The organism is Ruegeria sp. K3, from assembly GCF_056531845.1.
Genome location: NZ_JBQFMM010000003.1, coordinates 94,165 through 115,827 on the forward strand (window position 1 = coordinate 94,165; position 21,663 = coordinate 115,827).

Below are 21,663 nucleotides of genomic sequence, written 5' to 3' on the forward strand. Positions count from 1 at the left end.
CCTCGGAAACCACTCCTCCCGGGCTGTGGAGAGCCACAAGGTCGGCGATCATTAATTCTACTGCCCTGAATGCATCCGCCCAATGGCATTTTCAAAGCGGTAGAAAGAGCATAACCAAACGAGTGAACCCACGCATCAGCATGAATACTAATGACGCCGTGATTGAGTTGGCGTTGCAAGGTCATGGGATCGGACGGCTTTTGTCGTATCAGGTGGCACCCTACATTGCAGATGGGCGGCTCAAGACTGTCATGAAGTCATATGAGCCACCCGAGGTTCCCATCCATCTTGTGCATCAAGAGGGTCGAACCGTGTCTGCGAAGGTACGCGCTTTTGTTGATTTTCGGTCGAACGTCTCAAATCGGATTCCCTTATTGGCCAGAACCAAACTCAGGCCTAAGCGCAAGACCAACAATTAGGCAATATCGCGTTATTCAGCCGCCGCTGCGGATGAGGCGGTCCATGCATTTGGGACAAACGCATCATCCAAAGCCGTTTCCGCCACATGGTTCGTATAGTTCGACAGGATTTTCAACGCTGTGCCAAGGATGACTTCCAGCATGGTCTGGCGGGTATAGCCAGCCGTCAGAAACGCCTCGACCTGTGCGTCGCTGGGCCAGCCTCGGCTTTCGTTGATCACGATGACGAATTTGCGCAGTGCTTCCAATTTGGGGTCGGCGATAGGGCTGCCATCGCGTAACGCTGCGATCACGTCTTCGGGGACACCGGCCATCTGTGAAAGAGTGGTATGGGCGGCCATGCAGTACTTGCACCCGTTCAACCGGTTGTTAGTCATAAGGATGATCTGGCGCTCAGTCTCTGACAGGCTGGTCTTTCCAAAGATGTTGGAAAGTGTCGTATAGCCTTCCAAAATTGCGGGCGCTTCGGCCATGGCCGCATAAAGGTTGGGCACAAAACCATATCCTTTCAGCGATGCTTCCAGAATTGGTTTCGCGGCATCAGGGGCTGAGGCGATTGTATAGGTCTCAAAATCAGTCATGTCTGGTTTCCTTTGGGAAGAGTTTTCGACGCTCGCGAATTGTCATTGCGGACAGGGCGTCTTGGAGAAATGCCGGCCTTTTGGGGAGGGGAGAGGCAGCGGTGGCTCCGACCGGCAAAAGCCACCAAATTCCTCGATCAAAGGCTGCTGACAGGCGTGTGGTGGATGTCTGCCCACTTGGCATGGGCGCCTTGGATCACGGTCTCTTTGTCCTCAAGGTATTTCTTGAAGATGTCCTCATTCACAAAGAGATAGAGCTTGTTGTCCACGATATCGGCATACCGAACATCGCCATCAAGCTTCTTGCCTACATAGACGCCAAAGGCGCAGAACCCGCCGAATTGAGGCAGATGTGCCGTCGGATCCGCCTCGAATGTGGCTTGCGCTGCCTGCGACGCAAAATAGTAGTCCACTCCATCATGGGCCGATGTAAAAGTGGCGTTGCCCATTTCGGGTTTTTCGGCTTCAAACATCGATACAGGATCGACGCCATGCATGCCGAGGGGCTGCCCGGTCAAGGTAAGACTGTTCGAAACGTTGTATTCATCGTCAGCCAATGCCGCCGCCGCCAGGGCGAGAGTCAACGCTGTTGTAAGTGCGGGAAATGTAAAGATGCGTGTCATGATATGTCCTTTCAGGATGTCGGGATCAAATTTGAAGATCGATTTGGGTCAGGCCGATTGGCCAATGCGCTCAACCGCGTCGTCGGTCCACCAGACGCCGTTGGCGACCATTCGGAAGTTGATTATGGCGGCGAGATACCCGTCACCTTCAGGCACCTTGGCCCCGGCTGTGGCATCGCGAACGACAGCGACTTCGTAGCCCAGCTCCAGCAGCTCGTAGAGATGCGCCTGCGTACACAGGTTCGCCGACATCCCCGCGAGGATCACCTTGTCGATCTTGCGTTTACGCAATTGCAGGTTCAGGTCATTCTGAGCAGGGCTATAAACCTTGTGTGGCGAGCAAATGATGGTTTCGCCATCCTCGATGTACTTCTTGTATTGCGGCATCCAGTCGGCACCTGAGCCCTCGAAGTTGTCCAAATTGAGCGGTCCCAGGCGGTCAAACATGCCGATGCTGTGCATCGTGGCTTCCAGAGTGCCCTCGAACTCCCACTTGTGGTCATGCGGGTAGTAATAGTGGGGCGAGATGAAGACCGGCATCCCCGCAGCCTTGGCGGCAATGAAAAGCCGTTCGATATTATCGACCGTGCCCTGTTCGGTCACGCTTTCGCCAACGACACCCCACGTCACACCGTCTTCTGACAAAAAATCAATCTGGGGGTCGGTCACCACAAGCGCAGTACGCCCCGGCTCGATGGTCATGTCGATTTGGGGAAGGCCTGGATTTTCCGGGTCAGCATAGTAGGCGCGTGCTTCGTCGGTCGCGGCAAGGGCCTGCCCGCCAGCCACTATTGTTGTACCTGCCGCGGCCGCACCGGCGGCTTGTTGCAAGAGTCGCCGGCGCGCCATATCAACGCGTTCGGGCGTGACGTCGCAAGCGCAGCTTGCTCCATGTTTGTGGTCATGATTGCTCATTGCAAATTTCCTTTGTCTGAGAGGGGCAAATGGGTTTGCTTTACTCGGGAGCGCCCCAGGTGGATCTGACAAAGAAGAAGTTAGGCGCCACATCGATTGAGGTATCGGCCCGCCCTGCCAAGGTTTTGGCCGAACCTGCCATGTGGTCTTGAGGTGTGTGCCTAGTCGGAGGTCGCCTGCTGCCTGAATCGTGCCGGAGCCTGGCCAACCCAGCGCTTGAAGGCGCGGCTGAACGTGCTCTGTTCCGAAAACCCGGTCATAAAGGCGATCTCGGCTATGGAAGCCTTACCGTCACGGAGCAGGTCACGAGCGAGTGCAACTTGTGCCTGACCAAGAACGTCGCGATAGGTCAGCCCTTCTTCGGCCAACCTGCGGTAAAGAGTGCGCTCGCTCATTCCCATCTCTTGGGCGACATGCGCCGCCTGCGGTGCGCCGTTACTTAGGGCTGGCGTAAGCCGGTGGACAATTGCTTGGCTCAGTGAGGTGTCGTCATCGCGAGAGTTGAACTCCTCATCCAGGTGCTTCGTCATGAAATCTGACAAGCCCGGATCGCCAAGACGATTTTCGCTTTCCAGCATAGCAGGGCGCATAGCAATGGCGTTGTGGTCAGTACCAAATTGCACGGGACAAGCAAAATGCTGGGCGTAACGTTCATGCTCTTGTCGGCACGCATGTTTGAACGCGACATATTCGAGCGACAATCCAGCACCCACAAACCGATACATATTCCGTGCAAAGGCGGCAAGCGCGCATTCGTTGCGCAATTCCAAGGCGGCGCGATGTGGCGTTTGCCCTTCAAATATCCAAAGGACCGGATCGCCGGTTTCGTCAAGTCTGTAAACTGCGGTGTCCGTGACGAGACGAAAATAACGTTCAATCCGTTGCAAAGATTCCCGCAAGGTGGGAGCTGTCTTTACAGCCAGGCCAAGGACGCCGAGATCATCGGTCGCAATCGCGTTCGCATAGGCCTCAACCAACGCAACCTCATCCGCTTGTTGCGCACGAATCCAATCTATCAAATCGAAATACGCATCATCCGCCAATTGGCCGTCTTGAGCTTCTGGTAAACGCAGCACGACAGCGCCATTCGAAATCAGGGCGCCATCGTCGTTCAGCGTCATCCCGGCGGCGTTGGCCATCGCGCGGGCGAATGCGTAAGTTACACTTGCCATACAGTGAGATTAGCACTGGAATGCTCTTTCACACCAGATCGTCCCACCCAGTGATAGTTATAATAAATAAAGACAGCCTCGATCTTCGGGCGCTTGAGGATAAATGCGCCAAACTGATAAAACTCGTCATCAGGTTTTCTGAACGGTATCGTCCGAAAGCGTGAAGAAGCATGCAGTCATAGAGGTCATGGTAGATGGGCGAAATTTTTATATCTGTGCTGCTGCCGCTCGCAGTTGTTGTCATCATGTTCTGCCTTGGCCTCGGACTCACAGCGGCTGACTTTCAACGCATCGGACGACGTCCACGTGCCTTTTGCGTCGGGGCTCTCAACCAGATCATTTTGCTGCCTTGCATCGCTTTGATGGTGATCTTTATCTTTGGGATTTCCACCGAGACAGCCGTTGGCATTATGATTTTAGCGGCCTGTCCGGGCGGGGCGATCAGTAACATCGTAACCAAGCTTTCGAATTGGGATGTTGCTTTGTCCGTTACTCTTACAGCAGTCTTCAGTCTGACTTGTGTCGTTACCGTACCGCTTATCCTGGGGTTTTCGATGCAGATGTTCATGGGGGCAACTGCGCCCGCCATCGACATCTCTTCGACGGCTTTAGCAATGTTTTTTTTAACAGCTTCTCCAATCCTAGTCGGGGTGACCGCGCGGTCATTGGCGCCGCGTATTGTAGCCGCTGTCGAACCAGTCTTTAGCAAGGTCTCTATGCTACTTTTTGCGCTGGTCATTGGAGGCGCGATCATTTCAAACTGGGTGGTGGTCGCGGATAACTTCCTTAGGCTTGGACCCGCACTTTTGGTTGTAGGTGCGTCACTCACGTTTATTGGCATCATGAGTTCAGGGATGCTCGGATGCACAGACATCGAGGCGAAGACGATTTCAATTGAGACCGGCGTTCAAAACGGAGCTTTGGGGATCGCAATTGCCACCTTGCTGTTGCCTAACACCAATGGGTTAAGCGAATATGCCATCCCATCCGCAATTTATAGCGTGGTCTGGATCGTAACAATGTTGCCTGTGTTCGCTTTCCTTGCGCGAAGAAGCCCAATTTTATGATCCTGACGCCTATTTGCCAGCTCTGATTATGGGCTGGGCCAAGTCCCTTAGTTTCCATGCCGGAGCGCCATCTGGTCAAAGAGCGATCAAGGAGCTCCCAAGCCCTCTGTGGAACGGCCGCTTTGGCGATTTTCCCTGTTGGAGGGGAAAACTGTTGCCGCCAGTGCGGTGGATCCTGCGTCAGCGAAGGTGTAGACTCCAAGGTCAGTTTTGTCCGCAAGGCGGAAGTCACCACGCTTGGATGTGAAGCCCCGGTTTTGAGCTCAATCCATCCTTTGAAGACTTACGAGAACGGCTCAAATGAAATTGCCTTTAACCAAACGACGAACTTGCTGGGGTCTCGTTAGGCAAACCTGCCGTTCGTAGTGTTCCAACGGAAATTCTGTGCGGAACCCGGATTTGCGTTAAGGTTGCGTACACATCGTTGCTTCCTCATTTTGAGACGAAGTGATCCAAAGCAAGATTGAAAGAGAATTGAATGAAACGCCTGTTTCCATCTCTGCCCGAGAACGCGACACTGGGAAGTGTTTATCAAGCCTTTCCGGACAAGCTTTCTCCGCTTTGTGCGTACGAAAGCTTGGTGATGAGAGGAGAGAGCGACCTATCGGTTGCCCAACGTGAATTGATTGCAGCCTATGTCTCGGGCTTGAATGCTTGTGCGTATTGCCATGGCGCACACATCGTTTTCGCCAAAGCCTACGGCATTGAGGTCGAGACAATCGAGGCACTGATGGAAGACCGCGATACGGCACCAATCGAAGACCATCTCCAACCGTTACTGGCATACATTGAAAAGCTCACCGTCTCGCCATCGCGAATGACAGAAGCCGACGCAAATGCGGTCTACGCGGCAGGCTGGTCAGAGAGCGCGCTGTTCGATGCTATCCAGGTCTGTGGTGTCTTTAATCTCGTGAACCGTTTCATAGAAGGAACCGGTGTCCAGAGCCCTGGCAACGACCCAAGACAAGCAGACGAAGCCACTTTGGATCGATACCGCAGCGACACTTTCTATACCGATTTCGGACGAGAGAACGGCCTCGACATCCCTTGAATTGATGTTGCTCGAACTTTCGAACGACGACAAAAAGCTGGCCCGATATCGCGGCAGAAGCGGCCTTATCTCCCGAGGTTAACCAATACGTCGATACCAGTCGGCGCATTCATTTATTGTTGGTGGATCCATGCTCAAAACTCAACGATCCATCCTGCTTTTCTTAGATAACCCAATTTCTGATAAGTTTTGGAGACTTGTGGTCTTTGTAAGGGGAGCGAGTTGCTTAAATTTGACGCTGAAACAACGAAATTACTTGAAATCGCCTATCAAGGCGCAGAACTGACGCGGCGAAGACAGGCTTCATTTGATGCGCTGTGCCCGGCTCCTGGTGAAACTATTTTGGACATCGGTTGTGGCAACGGGATGTTAACAGTTGAGTTGGCCCGGGCAGTTGGCTCGGATGGCTATGTCATCGGGATCGACCCAAGCGCTGACATGACGGCAGCTGCTAGAGAACGGTGCAGCGACTACGCAAACGTGGAGTTTCGTGCTGGTGCCGCAAATAGCTTGCCCATTGAGGATGAGAGTGCTGACAAGGCCGTCTCGGTACAGGTCTTTGAGTACATCGAAGACGTAGACGGTGCGTTGGCTGACACGCTGCGGTGCGTCAAACCCGGCGGGCGCCTCGTCATCAGCGATCTACACTTTGGCAGCTTGATCTGGTTCAGCGATGAGCCCGACAGAATGCAAAAGATGCTGACTTCCTGGAACCAGCACTTTGTGAGTGGTTCCCTCCCGGAAAGACTGCCCGCACTGATCAAAGCGCGTGGCGACCATGTGGAAGATGTATTGTCGTTCACAATGACAGATCACCAGTTAAAGCCTGATGGCCTCGCAATCATGATGATGCACCTCATGAAGCAATACGCTGTTGCAAATGATCATGTTGACCCCGCTTTTGCACTATCGTGGTTTGACGAACAGTTCAGCCTTGCAAAAGTTGGGCGCTTCTTCTTTTCGATGACCCAATTTATCGTCGTGGTGCGCAAAAAGGATTGATCGTTCTACAACGCGCCCCTTGACCTCGGCTGCGCTCGCTAAACCATCTTATGGAGCAGGGTTGGTGGCTGACTGTTGTCTACCGTCGCAACTCGAATGCCAAGAGTTAGGGCCGCCTCGAAATCAGTGTTGCAAATACCTGATAGCCAAAAAGTGTGCGCTCTCTTGCTCGACGGCGATACTCGGCGACCAATCCATTGTGCAGATCCTCTCCAATTTCACCGCGTTTCATTAGCACCTTTCCAGTCTCTTCGACCCAAGGGAGCATTTGGTCGTTGTCCAGAATGCTTCTGCTTTGAAGACTGAAGTCTTCAACTGTGAACCCCGCATTGGAGGCCAGGCCGCGCAGCTTGGCGACAACAAATGGGTCGGTCACGAACTCGTTCACAAATATCTTGGCGCAGGCGCCCAGGGGATCGTTCGGCATGTTTCCCAGTGACGCTTTCGAAAAGTCAGCGTCACACACTACGAGACACCCCCCCGACCGAAGGACGCGCCCTGCTTCGGCTAAAAGAGGTGCCGGATCTTCCACATGGGTAAGCACTGTGTGCATTATCACGTTATCAACTGAGCCATCATCCAGGGGAAGCGACGCTCCTCCTGCGACCTCAAACTCCACATTGTCGTGGCCCCCAACCCGCGCCCTTGCTTCGGTCACAAAGCCTACAGACGGCTCGAAACCAATAACACGCGCGGGTTTGGCCTTCTCCGCAATGCGGCGCGTGACAGCTCCTGCACCGCATCCGACTTCAATCGTTAGGCTATCTTTCGCAAACAAAAGTTTGGCCAGATAGTCTGAAACGATCTTTTCCATTGTGGGGTCGGCCTGACGCGCGTCCATCGAGTCGGCAAATGCGGAAATGAACTCCGCTCCCGCAGCATCTACATCTTGAAACGGATCAGCCATCCCCACCAGCCTCCAATACTGCTCAGTATTCTCTACCAAAAATCCTAGCATCACCTGAATCAAGCACAAGCCGTGCCGAAATGCTTAACTTGGGGCAAATAGGAGGTTTATGCCAAGGGCAAGGAGCTTCAGTAAAAAGCCCTGAGCGAACCTCGTATTCAGGCAGTTGGAGTAGAGGGCCGCATCATCTATCGTCGAACGCATGTCGAACAAGGGGCAACAGTTGCAACGAAGGTTGGCGGCAATTCTAGCCGCGGATGTCGTTGGGTATTCGGCGCTTATGCACCAAGATGAGCAAGCCACAATTCTAATGCTTGATCACCTGGAAAGCGACATCTTCGCCCCAACGATAGCAGGCCAGTCAGGTCGTGTCGTGAAAAGCATGGGCGATGGTTGGTTGGTGCAATTTGACAGCGCGGCGCGAGCTGTAACCGCAGCAATCCGGCTACAAGAGCAGTTGGCTGAACACTCGTTAATGAACCTGCGGATCGGCGTTCATGTGGGCGATGTCACAGAAAAAGGTGACGACATTCTGGGCGACGGCGTGAATATTGCCGCTCGGCTTGAGAGCATTGCGCCAACCGGTGGCATCGCAATTTCTGAACCCGTACACTTGAACCTTGAACACACTCTGGCAGACGCATTCAAAGCTGTAGGGAGAAGAGGCTTAAGAACATCCAGCGCAGCCTGGATGTGTGGATTCACGATGGACCACACCTGGGTGCATCGCAAAGCTCGCCTTCTTTCACAGAGACGAGCTTGCCAAAGTTATCCATCCATCCTGTCACGTGCAGCGACCAAAGCACTGAGTTAAAGGAAATGGCCGCGGCTCTCACTTCAGATTTCGGTTCTTATTTTCGAACGATCAACTGGTTAAACGCAGCGATATCTTCCACAGAACCATCAGAGGGATATGCACTTCGCGGTGTGTTGCGTGGACACGGCGACCGATTGCGTCTGGAAGCCCGCTTAAGTGACTCTTCTAGTTCTGAAATCTGGACCCAGAAGTTCGACGGTTCGGTCGATGCCATCTTTGATTGGCAGGACGAGGTCGTGGAAAAGCTATTGGATGCGGTTAGCGGAATCTTGATCCAGTCTGAGACCGCAAAGCTCTCCGCGTTGCCAGAAGACGAACTGACAGCCGAGCAATGCGTTTTGATGGGCATGATCGCTTGGTCGGATGCCGGCATCGGCAGCTAAGAAGAGGCGCTATCGTACCACGCCAGGGCCATAGAAACCAAACCAACCCTCGCGGCGGCCTATGCGGAAGCTATTTGGACAATGAATGGCGCGAGCACCTATGATCTTCGTCGCGAACTGTCATCCTACTATGAGAAACTGCCAGACTGGATCGAGGCCGGACGACACATGGCGGGGCAAAGCCCAACTCTTGATCTGAGTGTCGCTGTGGCTGACTACAATGTAGACAGAGATGCGGATCGGCTCTCCGTGGCGCTTGAGCAAATCCGGCAAAGGGCGCCATTGGATGCCCGTCTGCATTTGTTTATGGGGTGGGGGTACAACTGGGCTGGGTTTCCTAAAATGGCACTAAGCTGTTTTCAGACGGCGCTTCGGTTGGGCCGATATGGTGCCGTTTTCGTGGGGGCTTCCGGAGGTGCTGCCACCTCTTGCGTAATGCTTGGTCGAGACCGCGATGCTATCGCCTACGCAGAGGCAGGTTTGCGCTTTTCAAAGAACTATGCCCCGCTCCACAGCACGAGGGCTGCTGCTCACGCAATGCTTGGGGAACCTGAAGAGGCGTCTGCTGCTTTGACGCAAATGCTGCAAATGGAACCTGGTGAGACGATTTCGAAGTGGCGTAGCAACGTGGACTATGGTGGCTCTGAAGGCGCTGAACGTTACTTTGAAGCGCTTCGCAGGGCAGGGTTGCCAGAATAGCAGTGCCGGAACCAAGTTGAGTTGGTTAATTCGAAAGCTTGTTAACGCATCTTTTTTACTAAAAGGCTCGGATTTGATTGTCCGCTTCGGGCTGCGACCAGTCAATCATGCAAGCCGCAGAGAACGGAAACACTGAGCCCATACCTACCAAATGCTGCGCATAGCGCGAGTGACTGATTTGGACTTCCTACGCTCGAATCTCTTCACGCATAAACTCGACAAAGGACTTAACACGCGGCTTTCGAAAGGCCGAAGGCAACTGCACGCTTTGGATCGGCAAAGTGCGGGAATGGAACTCCGGAAAGAGTTGCACAAGACGTCCGGTTTCAAGGTCGTCCCCCAAAAACACATCTGGGCATATGAAGATGCCGCTCCCTGCGCGCGTCGGAACGAGGCAGGCGGGAGGACTGTTTGCGAGAAATGGGCCAGAGACAGGCACCTGCACGGTTTGCCCTTCGATCTGGAAGGGCCAGCGGTTTGGATCCGGGTTGTTCGCATCTCGAATGCAAATGTGGTCCGAGAGTTCCGCAGGATGTGAAGGTGCGCCATGTTCTTCAAGGTAGGAAGGGGTCGCGACGACTTTCATATGCGTTTCACCAAGCTTGCGAACGACCAAACTGGAGTCACTGAGCGCGCCGATCCGTATTGCGATATCGAAACCGCCCTTGGCCAGATCGGCATAATGATCCGACAAGTCCAATTCGACCGTGACGTTCGGGTGTTGCTCTACGAAGCGGCTTGCTGCTTTAGCCACCGCCGTGTCGCCATAGGTAAGGGGCGCGGCCACACGAACGATGCCCTTCAAGCCCTCTGAAGCGTCAAACTCAGTCTCCAACTGCTCCATCTCAGCCAGCACTCGTCGCGCTCCTTCCAGATATCGCTCCCCCTCGTGGGTCAGCGACATAGACCTGGTGGTGCGATGGAGAAGATTCAGCCCAACCATGTTTTCGAGCTGTGCGACACGCTTGCTGACCAGCTTGTTTGAAATGCCAAGCCGTTGTCCGGCGGCGGCAAAAGAACCGGATTCCACAACAGCCACGAAGCTCTGCATCCCGTCGATCCGGTCCATAGAATTGTCTCCATTTGCGCGATACACACTCGCTCTTATCGCCATTTTATGGAGAAAAGACCATCGCTAAGTTCCTCTCAAGCTTAATCGCAGGAGAAAAGAACATGGCAGCGTCAGACGCCCCCATCTCAATAGGTCAGGTCGCCCTGACGGTGCGCGATCTGGATAAGACCGCCACCTTCTATGAAGACGTGATTGGCCTCGGCCTGATCGAACGCGACGGTGAAAGCGCCTACCTCGGCACCGAGGCTGGAACGCTGATCGAGCTGCGCCAGGACCGAAACGCCAAACCCTTTCCTAAAGAGGCGGGGCTGTTTCACACGGCATTTCTGTTGCCTTCCAAACAAGACCTCGGCGCATGGCTGATCTACGCGGATGAGCGCGGTGTTCGCCTGGACGGGGCATCCCACCACGGTGTCAGCGAGGCGCTTTATCTGAACGATCCCGAAGGAAACGGCATCGAAATCTATCGTGACCTGCCTCGCAAAATGTGGAAACGCGAGGGCGATACCGTCCACATGACAACGCACCCGCTCGATCTGAAATCACTCACAGAAGATGCCACACAGTGGCAAGGCGCACCACAAGGCACAGTCATCGGACACGTTCATTTACGTGTCGGTGATGTCAGCAAAGCAGCGAAATTCGTTACTGACGAACTGAGTATGGTTCAGACCTTTGAGCTGCCCTCAGCCCGCTGGTTCGGGTCCGGTGGCTACCATCACCACCTAGCTACAAACGCTTGGCAATCCAAGGGAGCAGGCTCGCGCTCTGCTGGGGCCACTGGTCTCACAAGTGTTGAGCTGTTGGCAGACCCCAAAACTCTCACGCCCGGCCGCAAGGTCGACCCGTGGGGCACTGAATTCACGATCAACTCGGCGCAAGCCTGCGCCGCGTGAATATCGTCAAATCAAACCAAGAGAGGACAACAACAATGACACCTAAAGAGCTCGTATTGGAGGCTGTAGCCGCCATTTTCGTCAACTTCGACGCAACCGCAGCCGAACAACTGCTGGCAAATGACTACATTCAGCACAACCCTGCTGTACCCACAGGTGCCGCTCCAATCCTGGGGTTTATCCCCGGTCTTAAGGAAAGCGGGATCGAGGTGGACATCCACCGGGTCATCACGGAGGGCGATATCGTCGTCCTGCATACCACCTACAACAACGCCCAGGCGTTTGGTGCAGACACCTTGGTTGGCTTTGATGTCTTCCGCGTCGAGGACGGAAAGGTTGCAGAACACTGGGACAACCTGACACCAATCACACCGCCGAACCCGTCGGGTCATACTCAGACCGATGGTCCAACTGAGATAACCGATCTGGATAAGACCGCTGAGAACAAGGCGCTGGTCACAGACTTTGTGCACACCATCCTGAAGGATGGCGACGTTGACCGGATAACCGAATTTCTGTCGACGGAGACCTACATACAGCACAACAGCAACATTGCTGACGGTCTGGACGGTTTGGGTGCGGCTCTTGCAGGCATGGCCGAGCAAGGCATCCAGATGATCTACACGGACGTCCACATTGTTGTGGCCGAGGGCAACTTTGTCTTCACCGCCTCCGAGGGCACGTTTGCCGACAAGCCGACTGCCTTCTATGACCTGTTCCGCGTCGAAGACGGCAAGATCGTTGAGCATTGGGACGTAATCGCGGACATCCCGTCCGAGATGGCCCACGACAATGGAAAGTTTTGATCGGGTGCCATCATGAAAGCGTTCTTGATCACCCTGATAATGCTCGTAGGAGGTAACGCAATGGCACAAGACGTCGGCGTCATTGAAATTGTGACGATGGACCTTGCTGAAGGCGTTACACCGCAAGAGTTCGAACCTGTTGATAAAGTCATCGAAGATGAGCATGTCAGCAAACAACCAGGCTTTGTCTCGCGCCAAGCTGCATTCACAGATGGCAAATGGGCAGTGGTAGTTAACTGGGAAAGTGCCGAAGACGCCCAAGCGTCCATGGATAGCTTTGCATCAGCACCCGCTGCTGAACGATTCATGAGCATGATCGATGCAACCACAATGTCGATGACACGCTACAATTTAGCGCGATAGCAGACAAACAGAAGGGCGGCACTACGAGGTAGTTGCCGCCCTCCCCTGGTTGTTGTCGCGTTGTTCGGGATGCGCACTCACATGGCACGACATCTCGTTCTCGATAGCGAACTGTTAGGGCGCTAAATTGACAGTCTATCACTCCATAAGTTCGATCTCGCCCGGGCGCCACGATCCGTCGAACCAAGGCTCGAGAGGGCCATACAATCGCAGTACGGTCGACCAAGATTTGCCCGGCATCGTCTGTATCCAGTTGCCCTCTTTGCCTTCAGGCGCTTCAGGCGCGAACCAGACAGTGTAACTTCCGTCTTCATTCGCTTCCAATGTAGCTTGGTTGCTGTCGACCCCTGCGAGTTTCTGATCAGTTTCGAGCAGTGAACGGGTTTGGGTGTCGTAAACGACGAAAGACCAGTAATCCTGCGCGGGCGGATTTGGCGGGATGGTGACGGAATAGGTGTTGCTCCCATCGAAGTAGTTCCCGTCACTGTCCCGGTTTGCCAGCGCATATTGCGACCCGACACCAACCTTTTGTGCAACCATGGCAGGCGTAATGCCAGTCGCGTAGTAGTGGAACAGGGTCCGCGCATCGAGGATTTTCACGTCCCCCGCCTGGAACTCATGATTGCCACCGACGAACGCCGTCTTCCAATACCCTTCGTCATAGTAGAATGGCGCACGCGAGCGAGGAGCAAAATTCAACGACTTAGCCGCCGCCGTGCCCAATGCGACTGCCTCTGTGAGCAGCAGCCTCAGTTCGTCATCGGGTTCAAATGGTTCACCTTTTCGGATACCCAGCGAGAACATTGCTCCCATCAATTCATCGGGAAGTGCTCCTTCCGCTTCGTTGTCTACAACGGCCTTCATCTCTTCAAAGAAGGAAAAGTCATTGGCGTGTATCGTGTTGAACTGAAGATCAGTCAGGTTCACAAATTCCTGATCGGGCGGCGCGTCGCGGTCTTCCCACCGGTAAACACGAAGAGTTTCCTTCACACGATCCACTGCGGCTCCAACGCCGTCTTCCCCATAAAACGCACGCAACAGAAACCAGTTCCGATAGCTTGGCGGCTTCACAATATAGTAACCGTCGTCCGGCAACTCACCTTCATAGTCGGGCGGAACGATCAAGAACTTCCCACCCTCGCCAGCGTCAGGCCCAGCGTTCCCGATGTCAGTGACATAACGCATATAGGCATCGTTCACGAACCCCAGCATGCCCGGCGGCACGTCGTAAACCACTGGCCCTTCGGACAGGTCCGTACAGTTAAGAATGTAGATTGTCGTGGTGTTCGGCGTGAGAAGAAGCGAACGGGCGTTATACAGGTCTTCAAAGATCCCGATCTTCATCGGATCAACGCCAGCGCCCTCTTCGAGCCCGTGACACATTGCATATGTTGAGGCTGCAGGCATTCCATCCATGAATACCTGCATGCCACGCATGAAATTTAATGCGTTATACGACAGCTTAGCTGTATCCGGCGTCGGCAAGCCGTCAAAATATTCCAACGTTCCAAATCGTGTCTCCACCTGATCCGGTACGATTATGCTATCCGGAACTTCAGCCTTGTACTCTTGGGCTGGAGATTGCGATGCGAGTACCAGGGCGGTCAGCACGGCTAACGACTTTGTTTTCATTGTTCACTCCATTGGGAATTTTTGTTTGTTTTGATCAGTTTACTTTTTCTAGATCGCCCAGCATCCAGCCACTTTCCAACCATCCGTCTTGCGGCCCATATAGACGGAACAAAAGGAAGTACGGCTCTGTGGTTGGTATCCAGTTGCTTTCCTTGCCTTCCGGTGCCTCCGGTCCAAAAAAGATGTCGTAAGAACCGTCTTCATCGGCTTGCATAGAGTCTGTGTCGCGCTCGGACAGACCCACTGGATCAACGTTCCGGATGAAGCTCTTGGTCTCCATCGAATAAACAATCACGGACCAGAAATCGTCGGCAGGTGTGTCTGCTGGCACGTTAAGTCTGTAAGTCTGATTGTGGTCGTACATGTCGCCGTCGCTGTCGCGAAGGCCCGTCAGATAAAAGGTGCCGCCACCGAGTTGTTTCGGCAGGTACGTGATCCAGAAGTAGCTGCCGCCCGCACGCGCATCCACAAGTACCTCTGTCTCAGTCTCATACGGGAAGCCTGCCTCGGGTTGACCTTCGGCAAAGTCCCATATCAGCCACTGGCTTTTCATCTCGCCGCTATCGTCGACCCAGAGCGGTATCATGGCTTTGCCGGGCGTAACAAAGTAGTTCTGCATAGAGGCATACGCCAACAACAAACCCTCATTCATTGCTTTCAACTGAATTTCCGATGGTTCGAAAGGTTTTCCCTTTTCGATCCCGAGATCCTTCAGGAAATTTACCATGACCTTGTCTTGTTGTCTGACGGGGTTGTTTTGAACGTAATCATTCAAGTCCTGAAAGAAGGTCTCGTTGTAGTATGGAAGCGAGTCGTACGGCACTTCTGACGCTTCGAGATAGTTGTTGGGTGGTGGATTGTCAGCCTCAGACAGGTAGTACACTTTGATCGTCTGAGCGTACTCGGCCGCATCGGTGTCCGTTCCGCCATTCGTCAGTTTTGGCCGGAACGAAAAACCATATTCGTAGGTATCTGTTTCAAAGGGAAGGTATCCCGCTTCAGTTATTTCCTCCAGCGACATTTCCCCTTCGTAGCCTGGGGGTAGCATGAGGTACTTGCCGCCGGCACCTTCATCGAAACCATCGGGACCTACGTCCACAATAGGAACATCCCAAGCATTCACGATTGTACCGAAGTAGTTCACCTTGTCGGTGGCAGCGGGCACTTCAATGACAAGGGGACCGGGTTCGGAGGTCATTGAAGCCCAAGCATAGGCCGTAACATCGTTGGCCGTAAGAAACCCATGTTTGGAGTCGAACGGCTTGTTGAGATAAATGATGTCATTGTAGTCGCCACCGAGGTCGCGGCGAATGCCCTTGAGGAAATCGATCATACCGGCGGCAGGCATTCCCCAGATGGCCGTCTGGGTGGCACGCTGCACCATAATCTTGTACTCGATGTCCTCGACCTCGGCTGATCGTGCAAGGATGTCGCCCGTGTCGTTGAAGGACTGGGAGAAAACTGGTGAAGCAGAAATACCTGCGCCGAGCACCATTCCCAAAAAATGCATCGAAAAACCGCCGTGTAATGGCCGAAGTATTTTCATATTGCAATGCTCCCTGCTGTTTAGGGAAAGCTTGCACATCCGTTCAGCCGATGCGTATCATTTCACGACACGCGGGCGAACAAGCGGGTTGACGGATTGAACCTACCACCGATGATTTCGGCTAAGGCCTTGGGCGCGATGCCCCAGTTTGTGCTTGAGGCCGCTGGGGAAAGACGCTTGTTGCGTGCTTTTGACTCTGCCGTTCTTCCTGTTCACTTCATTGAGGAAAGAGGCGGTTACATCTCGGAGCATGCCTTGGCGACCTTTGTGCACGAAGCCGCACGATCCACGGGACAACAAAACATCGGATTGTTGTGGTCACCGTATCTCACTGTCGCTGACTACGGCGCCTGGGGGAGTTACGTTCTTTCTGCTCCAACGCTGGGGGCAGCGCTAATACGAGCTTCTGCCGTCATGCCATTTCATTCGTCTACGGATCGCGCGTGGCTTGAAACTTCGGGCACAAGCGCGCGCTACTGTTATCGTTTTGGACTTCGCTCGCATTTCGCGTATCCGGACATCGGCTTCTCGGCCGTTGGGGTTTTTTTGAGCATATTCCGCGCGTATTTAGGAAGCGACTGGAAGCCATCTGCCGTGCTCTTGGACTTCCCGAAGGTTCCTGGATTTGTCGAGGCAGAAGACACCTACGCTTGTCCTGTAATCTGGAACGCCTCCCGGCTTGGGGTTGATTTTGATGCATCGGCTTTGCGAGCCGAAACCACGCCCAAAAAACTTACCGGCGGCTCGACAACCGTCGGAGATATTTCTCGCGAACGATTGGGCGGCCCACCTCAAACACTTAGAGGACAAGTCGAGGAAGTGGTTTGGCAACAACTTCATCGGGAGGAAATGTCGATTGATGCCACCGCGCGTTCGCTCGATCTTGGCGTTCGCACACTACAACGGAAGTTAGCAACCGAAGGGGTTCGTTTTCGCGAAATCGTCAACGATGTCAGGGTAGCAAGGGCCGAGGAACTCCTCACAGATACGCGCGAGACAGTCTCCAGTATCTCCTCCATGCTAGGATATGAAACCGCAAATAATTTCAGCCGCGCATTTAGGAAGGTGACGGGACTGACGCCCTCTGACTATCGCAAGATGAACTCCGACAATAGTTGACTTGTGGGTCGCGAGAGCAATCTTCCAATGTCTGCTTTGTCCGCATAGCCGACTTTGATCCAATGGCAATAAAGTCCGCATCTCAGAGGGTGCAAAGCTCATAGTGAAGGTCCGCTTTGGGCTGGTTGCGGTCAACCATACTCATGGTAGAGACTGGTGGTACATAGTTCCGCAGAGCAGTGCTGGCGAAATGCTTATCTGGGGCGCTTTGGTTCCTAGCAGGAGAGGAGCTTAGAAGAAGCACGCACTACTACGACGACAGTCGCCATAGACTTCTTATGTCAAATATTGGTTAAGAGCGGCAGGTACGCTGTACTAGCGGTCTGGGTCTGTATCGAGTTTGCCCCAGAGATCATCAACCATATCTGAGAAGCCATCATTCGAGGCCTCCTTGGGCAGTAGACCAGCTCTTCGCCGGCGTTCGACCTCGGCCATTAGTTCTTCCTCTGTGGCTGTCTCAACCACATCACATCGAAGAGCTTCAATCTCGTCCGCTGTCCACGACTCAAATTTGTCAGCGTAGAACGTGCAAGAACCAGCCGTGCGACGGTCTATCGTTATTTTTCTGACCCAAGTGTTTTGGCTTTGGACGCGACGCTCGATCTTGAAGTTACTCCAACGTCAGAACTTCTCGAGGGGCTGGCCGAATTACAGAAATGCGCAGAAAGCAGACTTTGCAAACCTCAACGAACGATCATAGCGAACGTTTGCCGAGACCTTTTGGAGCAGCAGTTATGAGGAACCGGCTGGACAGGCTATTGATCATAACTTGCTGTTCTGTCGAAATCTCGCGCCAGTTGAAGGTCGCTGTGATTGCAAAGTCAGGCGATGGTCACTGTCCTGAATTGGTTTTCGCGATACTGCAAAGCAGATCGACATGTTTGTCCAACCATTCTTCGTTCAGCGCCTCGTGACGAATGAGCTTGCGGAAATAAGGTGCAGCGACTGCCAGTTCTATGAATTGGTCAACCGGAACGTCGGCGGCGATCTCACCCCGATCTATTGCGGCTGAAAGCACGGCTTCAACACTTGCAAACCTGTCTTTCATGAATTCAGTGATCACCAAGCGCGCTTCTGCATCGGTGGACGCAGCAGCGACAACTTGAGGCGCAATTTGGCCCCATGGTGTGTCGTTCAAGGCTCCCATCAGTACTCCGAGTAACCAGCGCAGGTCAGATCGCAGCGGGCCATCTGTTTTGGGTGGTATGTTAGGCGGTGTTGCGATGCGCCTGAATGCTGCATCACGCAGACCGCGCGCATCTGGCCAGTGCCTGTAAAGTGTGCTGCGCGAAATGCCCGTTGCCTTTGAAACCGCGCCATGAGTTACGTGCAGCACGCCCTCATCCATCAGTATCCTTTGCGCCGCATCAAGTGCGGCCTGTCGTGTGGCGATCAGCCTGGGATCTTCTTTCAATCGCCCCTCCTATAGAACATTTTGTTGCGCTGTAGAACATTTTGCCCTAAAAGTATGGTCAGCCAATACCTAAATCGCAAAACTCAATTCCACAAACACGTCTTGTCAAAATGGGAGCGTATCAATGTTCAAAGTGGCAGCAACCCCGCTGGCGGTACTCTTATCGATGGGCGCAACAACCGCTTTGTCCGAGAGTGGCACCTACGAGCTGGATCCTGGACACAGCCAGGTATTGTTCAGCTACGACCACATCGGGTTCTCAGAAACATTTGGAATGTTCTCAGGTTTTAGCGGTGAGATAAAGTTCAACGAAGATGATCCGTCTGCATCATCTGTCACAGTGTCTATGCCTGTAAAATCTATGATCACGGGCTGGGATGCCCGTTTGCAACACTTCATGTCCGATGATTTTTTTGGCGCGACTGACGGTGACGTGGTCACATTCGCCTCAACCAGCATCGAAGTCACCGGGGACAATTCCGCGAATATTTCTGGCGACCTGACCATGAATGGCATCACCAAACCTGTTGTTCTGGAAACAACGCTTAACAAGTCAGCGCCATACCCTTTTGGCGAAAAGGAGGGCAGACCGACCTTGGGGCTGGCAGCAACGGCGACTATCGTGCGGTCTGAATTCGGACTTGGGGCCTTTGCACCAGCCGTGAGCGACGAAATAGATCTCTTGATCAATATCGAGGCGTTAAAAGCTGAATGATGCGTGCAGGGGCACCGAAACCGCGCTGAGCACTCAATCTTTACTTTTGACGGGCTGACAACAAAATGAATGTGCACCTGAGAACATTGGCGGTTGCTATCACGGTAGTGGCATTGATGTGCTCGATGGCGTCCGCGCAAGAGCGCTCCTTGCCGGAGCGCACCTCGCACCGTCCTGAAACGACAAGCGGCGTACCGCATACTCAGATTGGTGTCAAAATTGATGCCGAATTGGCCCAGCTATTGCTGGAGCGAGTTGCTCAATTCCCAGGGGTTACACTTGGCCCCACACGCATATCACTACCTGGCGCAATTGGTTTTCAGCTTGATCCCGACATGTTTTTGTCTCAACCGAGCTCTATCGTCGGTGGGTTTGAATTTGCGCATATGCATCCTGATGGCAGCTTGCACGCTTCGCTGCATCCGGCAATGGCGCGGCGGGCAATTGAGGCTGGCTGGGCCGTAGCTCACCCTTGGGCCAAGCAACGTCCTGGGTGGAGCGGCTTTGTCTTGATATATACACCGACCACACCAGAAGAGTTGGATGTCGTCATCGATCTGGTAGAAAGCTCGTACACCTTCATCACCGGCAACACCTTGGGCTAAGCTCGAATTGTGCGAAAGTGTGCGGGGACACCTGTTTCCTGTCAGAGCGCAGTTTCAGCCACCTTGTTTCTCACAGTCATTTTTTCTTAAATTGTCGCCGTGGCGAAGCGCTCGATACCTTCAAGCCATTCACACTAATGGTAGCTGCCGTCCGCTTGTTAGATTTTGCAAAGCTCAGAGTCGAAGTTCCGCTTCGGGCTGCCATCGGTCACAGATGAAGAGAGCAACGGGCTGACACTTTCAGAATGGATATTGCAAAGTGAACCTTTGTTAGTAACGCGAAACGCGCTAACTACTTCACCTTAATTCTAGGTTTCGCCAGCCAAAAAGACATTTTGCTCGGCTGTGTGTTTCAACGCAAGTTTTGGAACTTGCAGGCTTAGCAAAATACCCAGGCACAAGTTTTAGCCACAAAAATCTATTCGTCTGTTAATTTTGGTTCAGCGGAATTGGTTTAGCTAAAAGGATCACATCGACTGATGAAGCGGAAAATTGCTGCGATCCTAAGCCTCGATGTCGTCGAATATACCAAGCGCATGTCAGAGGATGCTGAGACCACGCTGAACACTCTACAACGCATTTTGGACGATGTGATCAGACCGTTGGTCCATGAAAACAATGGACGAATATTCAAGCTGATGGGAGATGGTGCTTTGGTTGAGTTTGTTGCAGCCACTGACGCAATTAATGCTGCCAGCCAGATTTTCAATCAGATGAGAGATGAAGACGTAACACTTCGAGGAGGTCTCCACGTTGGCGACGTAATGCCAAATGGCGCAGACTTGTTCGGAGAGGCCGTGAATGTTGCGTCGCGCCTTCAGTCCAGCGCGCATATTGGAAGTTGTCTCGTCAGCAAGACAGCTGCTGAAGTTGCAGGAACTTCGCTGGCGGTTGCTTTGCGACCAGAAAGCTCGATACGGTTGAAGGGAATTCCAAATCCAGTGGAAGCCTACTCTATTGATTTAGATGGTGACAAAAGACACGCAAAGAACAAGCTGCTGGCTAACTCTCAAGACGTCCGCTTTGCAAAATCAAAAGACGGTACAACGCTTGCCTGGACATCTACTGGAAGCGGAAGAAAGTTACTGGTCACACCAAACTGGCTCAGGCATCTGGAATACGATTGGACGATGAACACCATCGCCGGGTGGTTGCCGCTGCTTTCTGAAAATCACTGCCTTTATCGGTTTGATGGTAGAAACAATGGCTTGTCCCAGCGCGGCGTGCAGGATGTGTCTTTGAATCGAATCGTCGAAGATGTTGAGGCCGTGCTGGACGCAGCCGGGATCGAAAAAATGCCATTGTTTGGTATATCTTTTGGGGCAACCATTGCGGCGGCTTTTGCCGCACATAATCCTGACCGTGTTTCGGGGTTGGTTCTACTCGGTGGATTTGCACAAGGACTCGCGGTGCGTTCACAGCCTGGAATTGCCGCTCTTGGGCAAGCAATGATGGATATGAGTCTTGAAGGCTGGAACGATGAATACCCTTCTGCAAGAGACTTGATGGCTCAGTCTTTTGCTCCAACCGCAAGTCCGCATGACCAGCGCACTTATGCAGAATTTATGAAAGTGGCAATGGACCATCAGGATTGGCTCAAGATTGGACCACTGGTCGCAGGGGTCGACGTAACCGATCTACTTCCGCGGATCACCTGTCCGGCTCTTGTCATGCACGCTAATCGAGACAGGATGCACAGTGTTGAACAAGGTAGGATATTCGCCTCCGGCATCGAGAATGCGCGCTTTATTGGCCTTGAGACAGCAAACAACACGATGCCAGAGTATGATCCTGCCTGGCCTAAAGCCCTAGTGGAAATTGAGCGTTTCTTGAGTTCAATTTGAGCAGTGTACGTTGTT

The 21,663-nt window shown here is 53.3% G+C and carries 23 protein-coding genes; 14 read left to right on the forward strand and 9 right to left on the reverse strand.

The features are described 5' to 3' along the window. The first annotated feature begins 140 nt into the window (after nucleotides 1–140). Nucleotides 141–419, forward strand: coding sequence for a LysR substrate-binding domain-containing protein (locus ACR0MP_RS06970; RefSeq protein WP_371813528.1), 279 nt, complete (start codon nucleotides 141–143; stop codon nucleotides 417–419). An 11-nt stretch (nucleotides 420–430) separates the two neighbouring features. On the opposite strand, the gene ACR0MP_RS06975 is transcribed toward ACR0MP_RS06970, so the two are convergent. The 4 genes from ACR0MP_RS06975 to ACR0MP_RS06990 all read right to left on the reverse strand — a co-directional run bounded on the left by ACR0MP_RS06975 (nucleotide 431) and on the right by ACR0MP_RS06990 (nucleotide 3,677). Then, on the reverse strand, nucleotides 431–1,000 hold the full coding sequence (locus ACR0MP_RS06975; RefSeq protein WP_170473744.1) for a carboxymuconolactone decarboxylase family protein: 570 nt from the start codon (nucleotides 998–1,000) through the stop codon (nucleotides 431–433). Between the two features lie 137 nt (nucleotides 1,001–1,137). Further along, the gene (locus ACR0MP_RS06980) at nucleotides 1,138–1,623 is read right to left on the reverse strand and encodes a YHS domain-containing (seleno)protein (protein WP_170379992.1); all 486 of its coding nucleotides are present in this window, start codon (nucleotides 1,621–1,623) and stop codon (nucleotides 1,138–1,140) included. Between the two features lie 48 nt (nucleotides 1,624–1,671). Beyond that, nucleotides 1,672–2,538 (reverse strand): cysteine hydrolase family protein, encoded by an 867-nt coding sequence (locus ACR0MP_RS06985; RefSeq protein WP_058282012.1) that lies wholly within the window; start codon nucleotides 2,536–2,538, stop codon nucleotides 1,672–1,674. Between the two features lie 161 nt (nucleotides 2,539–2,699). After that, the gene (locus ACR0MP_RS06990; RefSeq protein ID WP_237217123.1) at nucleotides 2,700–3,677 is read right to left on the reverse strand and encodes an AraC family transcriptional regulator; all 978 of its coding nucleotides are present in this window, start codon (nucleotides 3,675–3,677) and stop codon (nucleotides 2,700–2,702) included. 227 nt (nucleotides 3,678–3,904) lie between these two features. Here ACR0MP_RS06990 and ACR0MP_RS06995 point away from each other — a divergent pair, with 227 nt between their 5' ends. The 3 genes from ACR0MP_RS06995 (at nucleotide 3,905) to ACR0MP_RS07005 (ending at nucleotide 6,830) form a co-directional block, all read left to right on the forward strand. After that, nucleotides 3,905–4,777 carry a bile acid:sodium symporter family protein gene (locus ACR0MP_RS06995; protein WP_170379994.1) on the forward strand — a complete coding sequence of 291 codons (873 nt, stop codon included), beginning with the start codon at nucleotides 3,905–3,907 and terminating at the stop codon, nucleotides 4,775–4,777. Nucleotides 4,778–5,255: 478 nt separating this feature from the next. After that, on the forward strand, nucleotides 5,256–5,828 hold the full coding sequence (locus tag ACR0MP_RS07000; RefSeq protein WP_170379995.1) for a carboxymuconolactone decarboxylase family protein: 573 nt from the start codon (nucleotides 5,256–5,258) through the stop codon (nucleotides 5,826–5,828). A gap of 222 nt (nucleotides 5,829–6,050) precedes the next feature. Beyond that, complete coding sequence (locus tag ACR0MP_RS07005) at nucleotides 6,051–6,830, forward strand: methyltransferase domain-containing protein (RefSeq protein WP_170379996.1); 780 nt, start codon at nucleotides 6,051–6,053, stop codon at nucleotides 6,828–6,830. 106 nt (nucleotides 6,831–6,936) lie between these two features. On the opposite strand, the gene ACR0MP_RS07010 is transcribed toward ACR0MP_RS07005, so the two are convergent. Then, the gene (locus ACR0MP_RS07010) at nucleotides 6,937–7,737 is read right to left on the reverse strand and encodes a methyltransferase domain-containing protein (RefSeq protein WP_170379997.1); all 801 of its coding nucleotides are present in this window, start codon (nucleotides 7,735–7,737) and stop codon (nucleotides 6,937–6,939) included. A 223-nt stretch (nucleotides 7,738–7,960) separates the two neighbouring features. On the opposite strand from ACR0MP_RS07010, the gene ACR0MP_RS07015 reads away from it, so the two are divergent. The 3 genes from ACR0MP_RS07015 to ACR0MP_RS07025 all read left to right on the forward strand — a co-directional run bounded on the left by ACR0MP_RS07015 (nucleotide 7,961) and on the right by ACR0MP_RS07025 (nucleotide 9,636). Then, nucleotides 7,961–8,551: an adenylate/guanylate cyclase domain-containing protein gene (locus ACR0MP_RS07015; protein ID WP_480893714.1), complete on the forward strand. Its 591-nt coding sequence runs from the start codon at nucleotides 7,961–7,963 to the stop codon at nucleotides 8,549–8,551. Between the two features lie 5 nt (nucleotides 8,552–8,556). After that, nucleotides 8,557–8,937: a hypothetical protein gene (locus ACR0MP_RS07020; RefSeq protein ID WP_480886211.1), complete on the forward strand. Its 381-nt coding sequence runs from the start codon at nucleotides 8,557–8,559 to the stop codon at nucleotides 8,935–8,937. Between the two features lie 81 nt (nucleotides 8,938–9,018). Beyond that, nucleotides 9,019–9,636, forward strand: coding sequence for a hypothetical protein (locus ACR0MP_RS07025; protein WP_480886213.1), 618 nt, complete (start codon nucleotides 9,019–9,021; stop codon nucleotides 9,634–9,636). A gap of 187 nt (nucleotides 9,637–9,823) precedes the next feature. On the opposite strand, the gene ACR0MP_RS07030 is transcribed toward ACR0MP_RS07025, so the two are convergent. Beyond that, nucleotides 9,824–10,705 carry a LysR family transcriptional regulator gene (locus ACR0MP_RS07030; RefSeq protein ID WP_170379999.1) on the reverse strand — a complete coding sequence of 294 codons (882 nt, stop codon included), beginning with the start codon at nucleotides 10,703–10,705 and terminating at the stop codon, nucleotides 9,824–9,826. A gap of 104 nt (nucleotides 10,706–10,809) precedes the next feature. Between ACR0MP_RS07030 and ACR0MP_RS07035 the strand changes: the two genes are divergently transcribed. Genes ACR0MP_RS07035 through ACR0MP_RS07045 form a run of 3 tightly spaced genes read left to right on the forward strand, consistent with a single transcriptional unit; the run spans nucleotide 10,810 to nucleotide 12,773 of the window. After that, on the forward strand, nucleotides 10,810–11,604 hold the full coding sequence (locus ACR0MP_RS07035) for a VOC family protein (RefSeq protein ID WP_170380000.1): 795 nt from the start codon (nucleotides 10,810–10,812) through the stop codon (nucleotides 11,602–11,604). 35 nt (nucleotides 11,605–11,639) lie between these two features. Beyond that, on the forward strand, nucleotides 11,640–12,410 hold the full coding sequence (locus tag ACR0MP_RS07040; protein ID WP_170380001.1) for a nuclear transport factor 2 family protein: 771 nt from the start codon (nucleotides 11,640–11,642) through the stop codon (nucleotides 12,408–12,410). A gap of 60 nt (nucleotides 12,411–12,470) precedes the next feature. Next, complete coding sequence (locus tag ACR0MP_RS07045; protein WP_214648679.1) at nucleotides 12,471–12,773, forward strand: hypothetical protein; 303 nt, start codon at nucleotides 12,471–12,473, stop codon at nucleotides 12,771–12,773. 138 nt (nucleotides 12,774–12,911) lie between these two features. Here ACR0MP_RS07045 and ACR0MP_RS07050 read toward each other — a convergent pair whose 3' ends face one another. Both ACR0MP_RS07050 and ACR0MP_RS07055 read right to left on the reverse strand, forming a co-directional pair. Then, a complete protein-coding gene (locus ACR0MP_RS07050) occupies nucleotides 12,912–14,405 on the reverse strand; it encodes a DUF1254 domain-containing protein (protein ID WP_170380003.1) in 1,494 nt (497 codons plus the stop codon). Nucleotides 14,406–14,439: 34 nt separating this feature from the next. After that, the gene (locus tag ACR0MP_RS07055; protein WP_217360881.1) at nucleotides 14,440–15,951 is read right to left on the reverse strand and encodes a DUF1214 domain-containing protein; all 1,512 of its coding nucleotides are present in this window, start codon (nucleotides 15,949–15,951) and stop codon (nucleotides 14,440–14,442) included. Between the two features lie 96 nt (nucleotides 15,952–16,047). On the opposite strand from ACR0MP_RS07055, the gene ACR0MP_RS07060 reads away from it, so the two are divergent. Next, nucleotides 16,048–17,070 (forward strand): helix-turn-helix domain-containing protein, encoded by a 1,023-nt coding sequence (locus ACR0MP_RS07060; RefSeq protein WP_171212500.1) that lies wholly within the window; start codon nucleotides 16,048–16,050, stop codon nucleotides 17,068–17,070. Nucleotides 17,071–17,902: 832 nt separating this feature from the next. Here the strand turns inward: ACR0MP_RS07060 and ACR0MP_RS07065 are convergent. After that, the gene (locus tag ACR0MP_RS07065; RefSeq protein ID WP_170408611.1) at nucleotides 17,903–18,484 is read right to left on the reverse strand and encodes a TetR/AcrR family transcriptional regulator; all 582 of its coding nucleotides are present in this window, start codon (nucleotides 18,482–18,484) and stop codon (nucleotides 17,903–17,905) included. A gap of 124 nt (nucleotides 18,485–18,608) precedes the next feature. On the opposite strand from ACR0MP_RS07065, the gene ACR0MP_RS07070 reads away from it, so the two are divergent. The 3 genes from ACR0MP_RS07070 (at nucleotide 18,609) to ACR0MP_RS07080 (ending at nucleotide 21,648) form a co-directional block, all read left to right on the forward strand. Further along, nucleotides 18,609–19,199 carry a YceI family protein gene (locus tag ACR0MP_RS07070; protein WP_170408610.1) on the forward strand — a complete coding sequence of 197 codons (591 nt, stop codon included), beginning with the start codon at nucleotides 18,609–18,611 and terminating at the stop codon, nucleotides 19,197–19,199. Nucleotides 19,200–19,264: 65 nt separating this feature from the next. After that, nucleotides 19,265–19,804 carry a luciferase domain-containing protein gene (locus tag ACR0MP_RS07075; protein ID WP_170392859.1) on the forward strand — a complete coding sequence of 180 codons (540 nt, stop codon included), beginning with the start codon at nucleotides 19,265–19,267 and terminating at the stop codon, nucleotides 19,802–19,804. Between the two features lie 479 nt (nucleotides 19,805–20,283). Continuing rightward, nucleotides 20,284–21,648 carry an alpha/beta fold hydrolase gene (locus tag ACR0MP_RS07080; protein ID WP_170408609.1) on the forward strand — a complete coding sequence of 455 codons (1,365 nt, stop codon included), beginning with the start codon at nucleotides 20,284–20,286 and terminating at the stop codon, nucleotides 21,646–21,648. Nucleotides 21,649–21,663 lie beyond the last annotated feature (15 nt).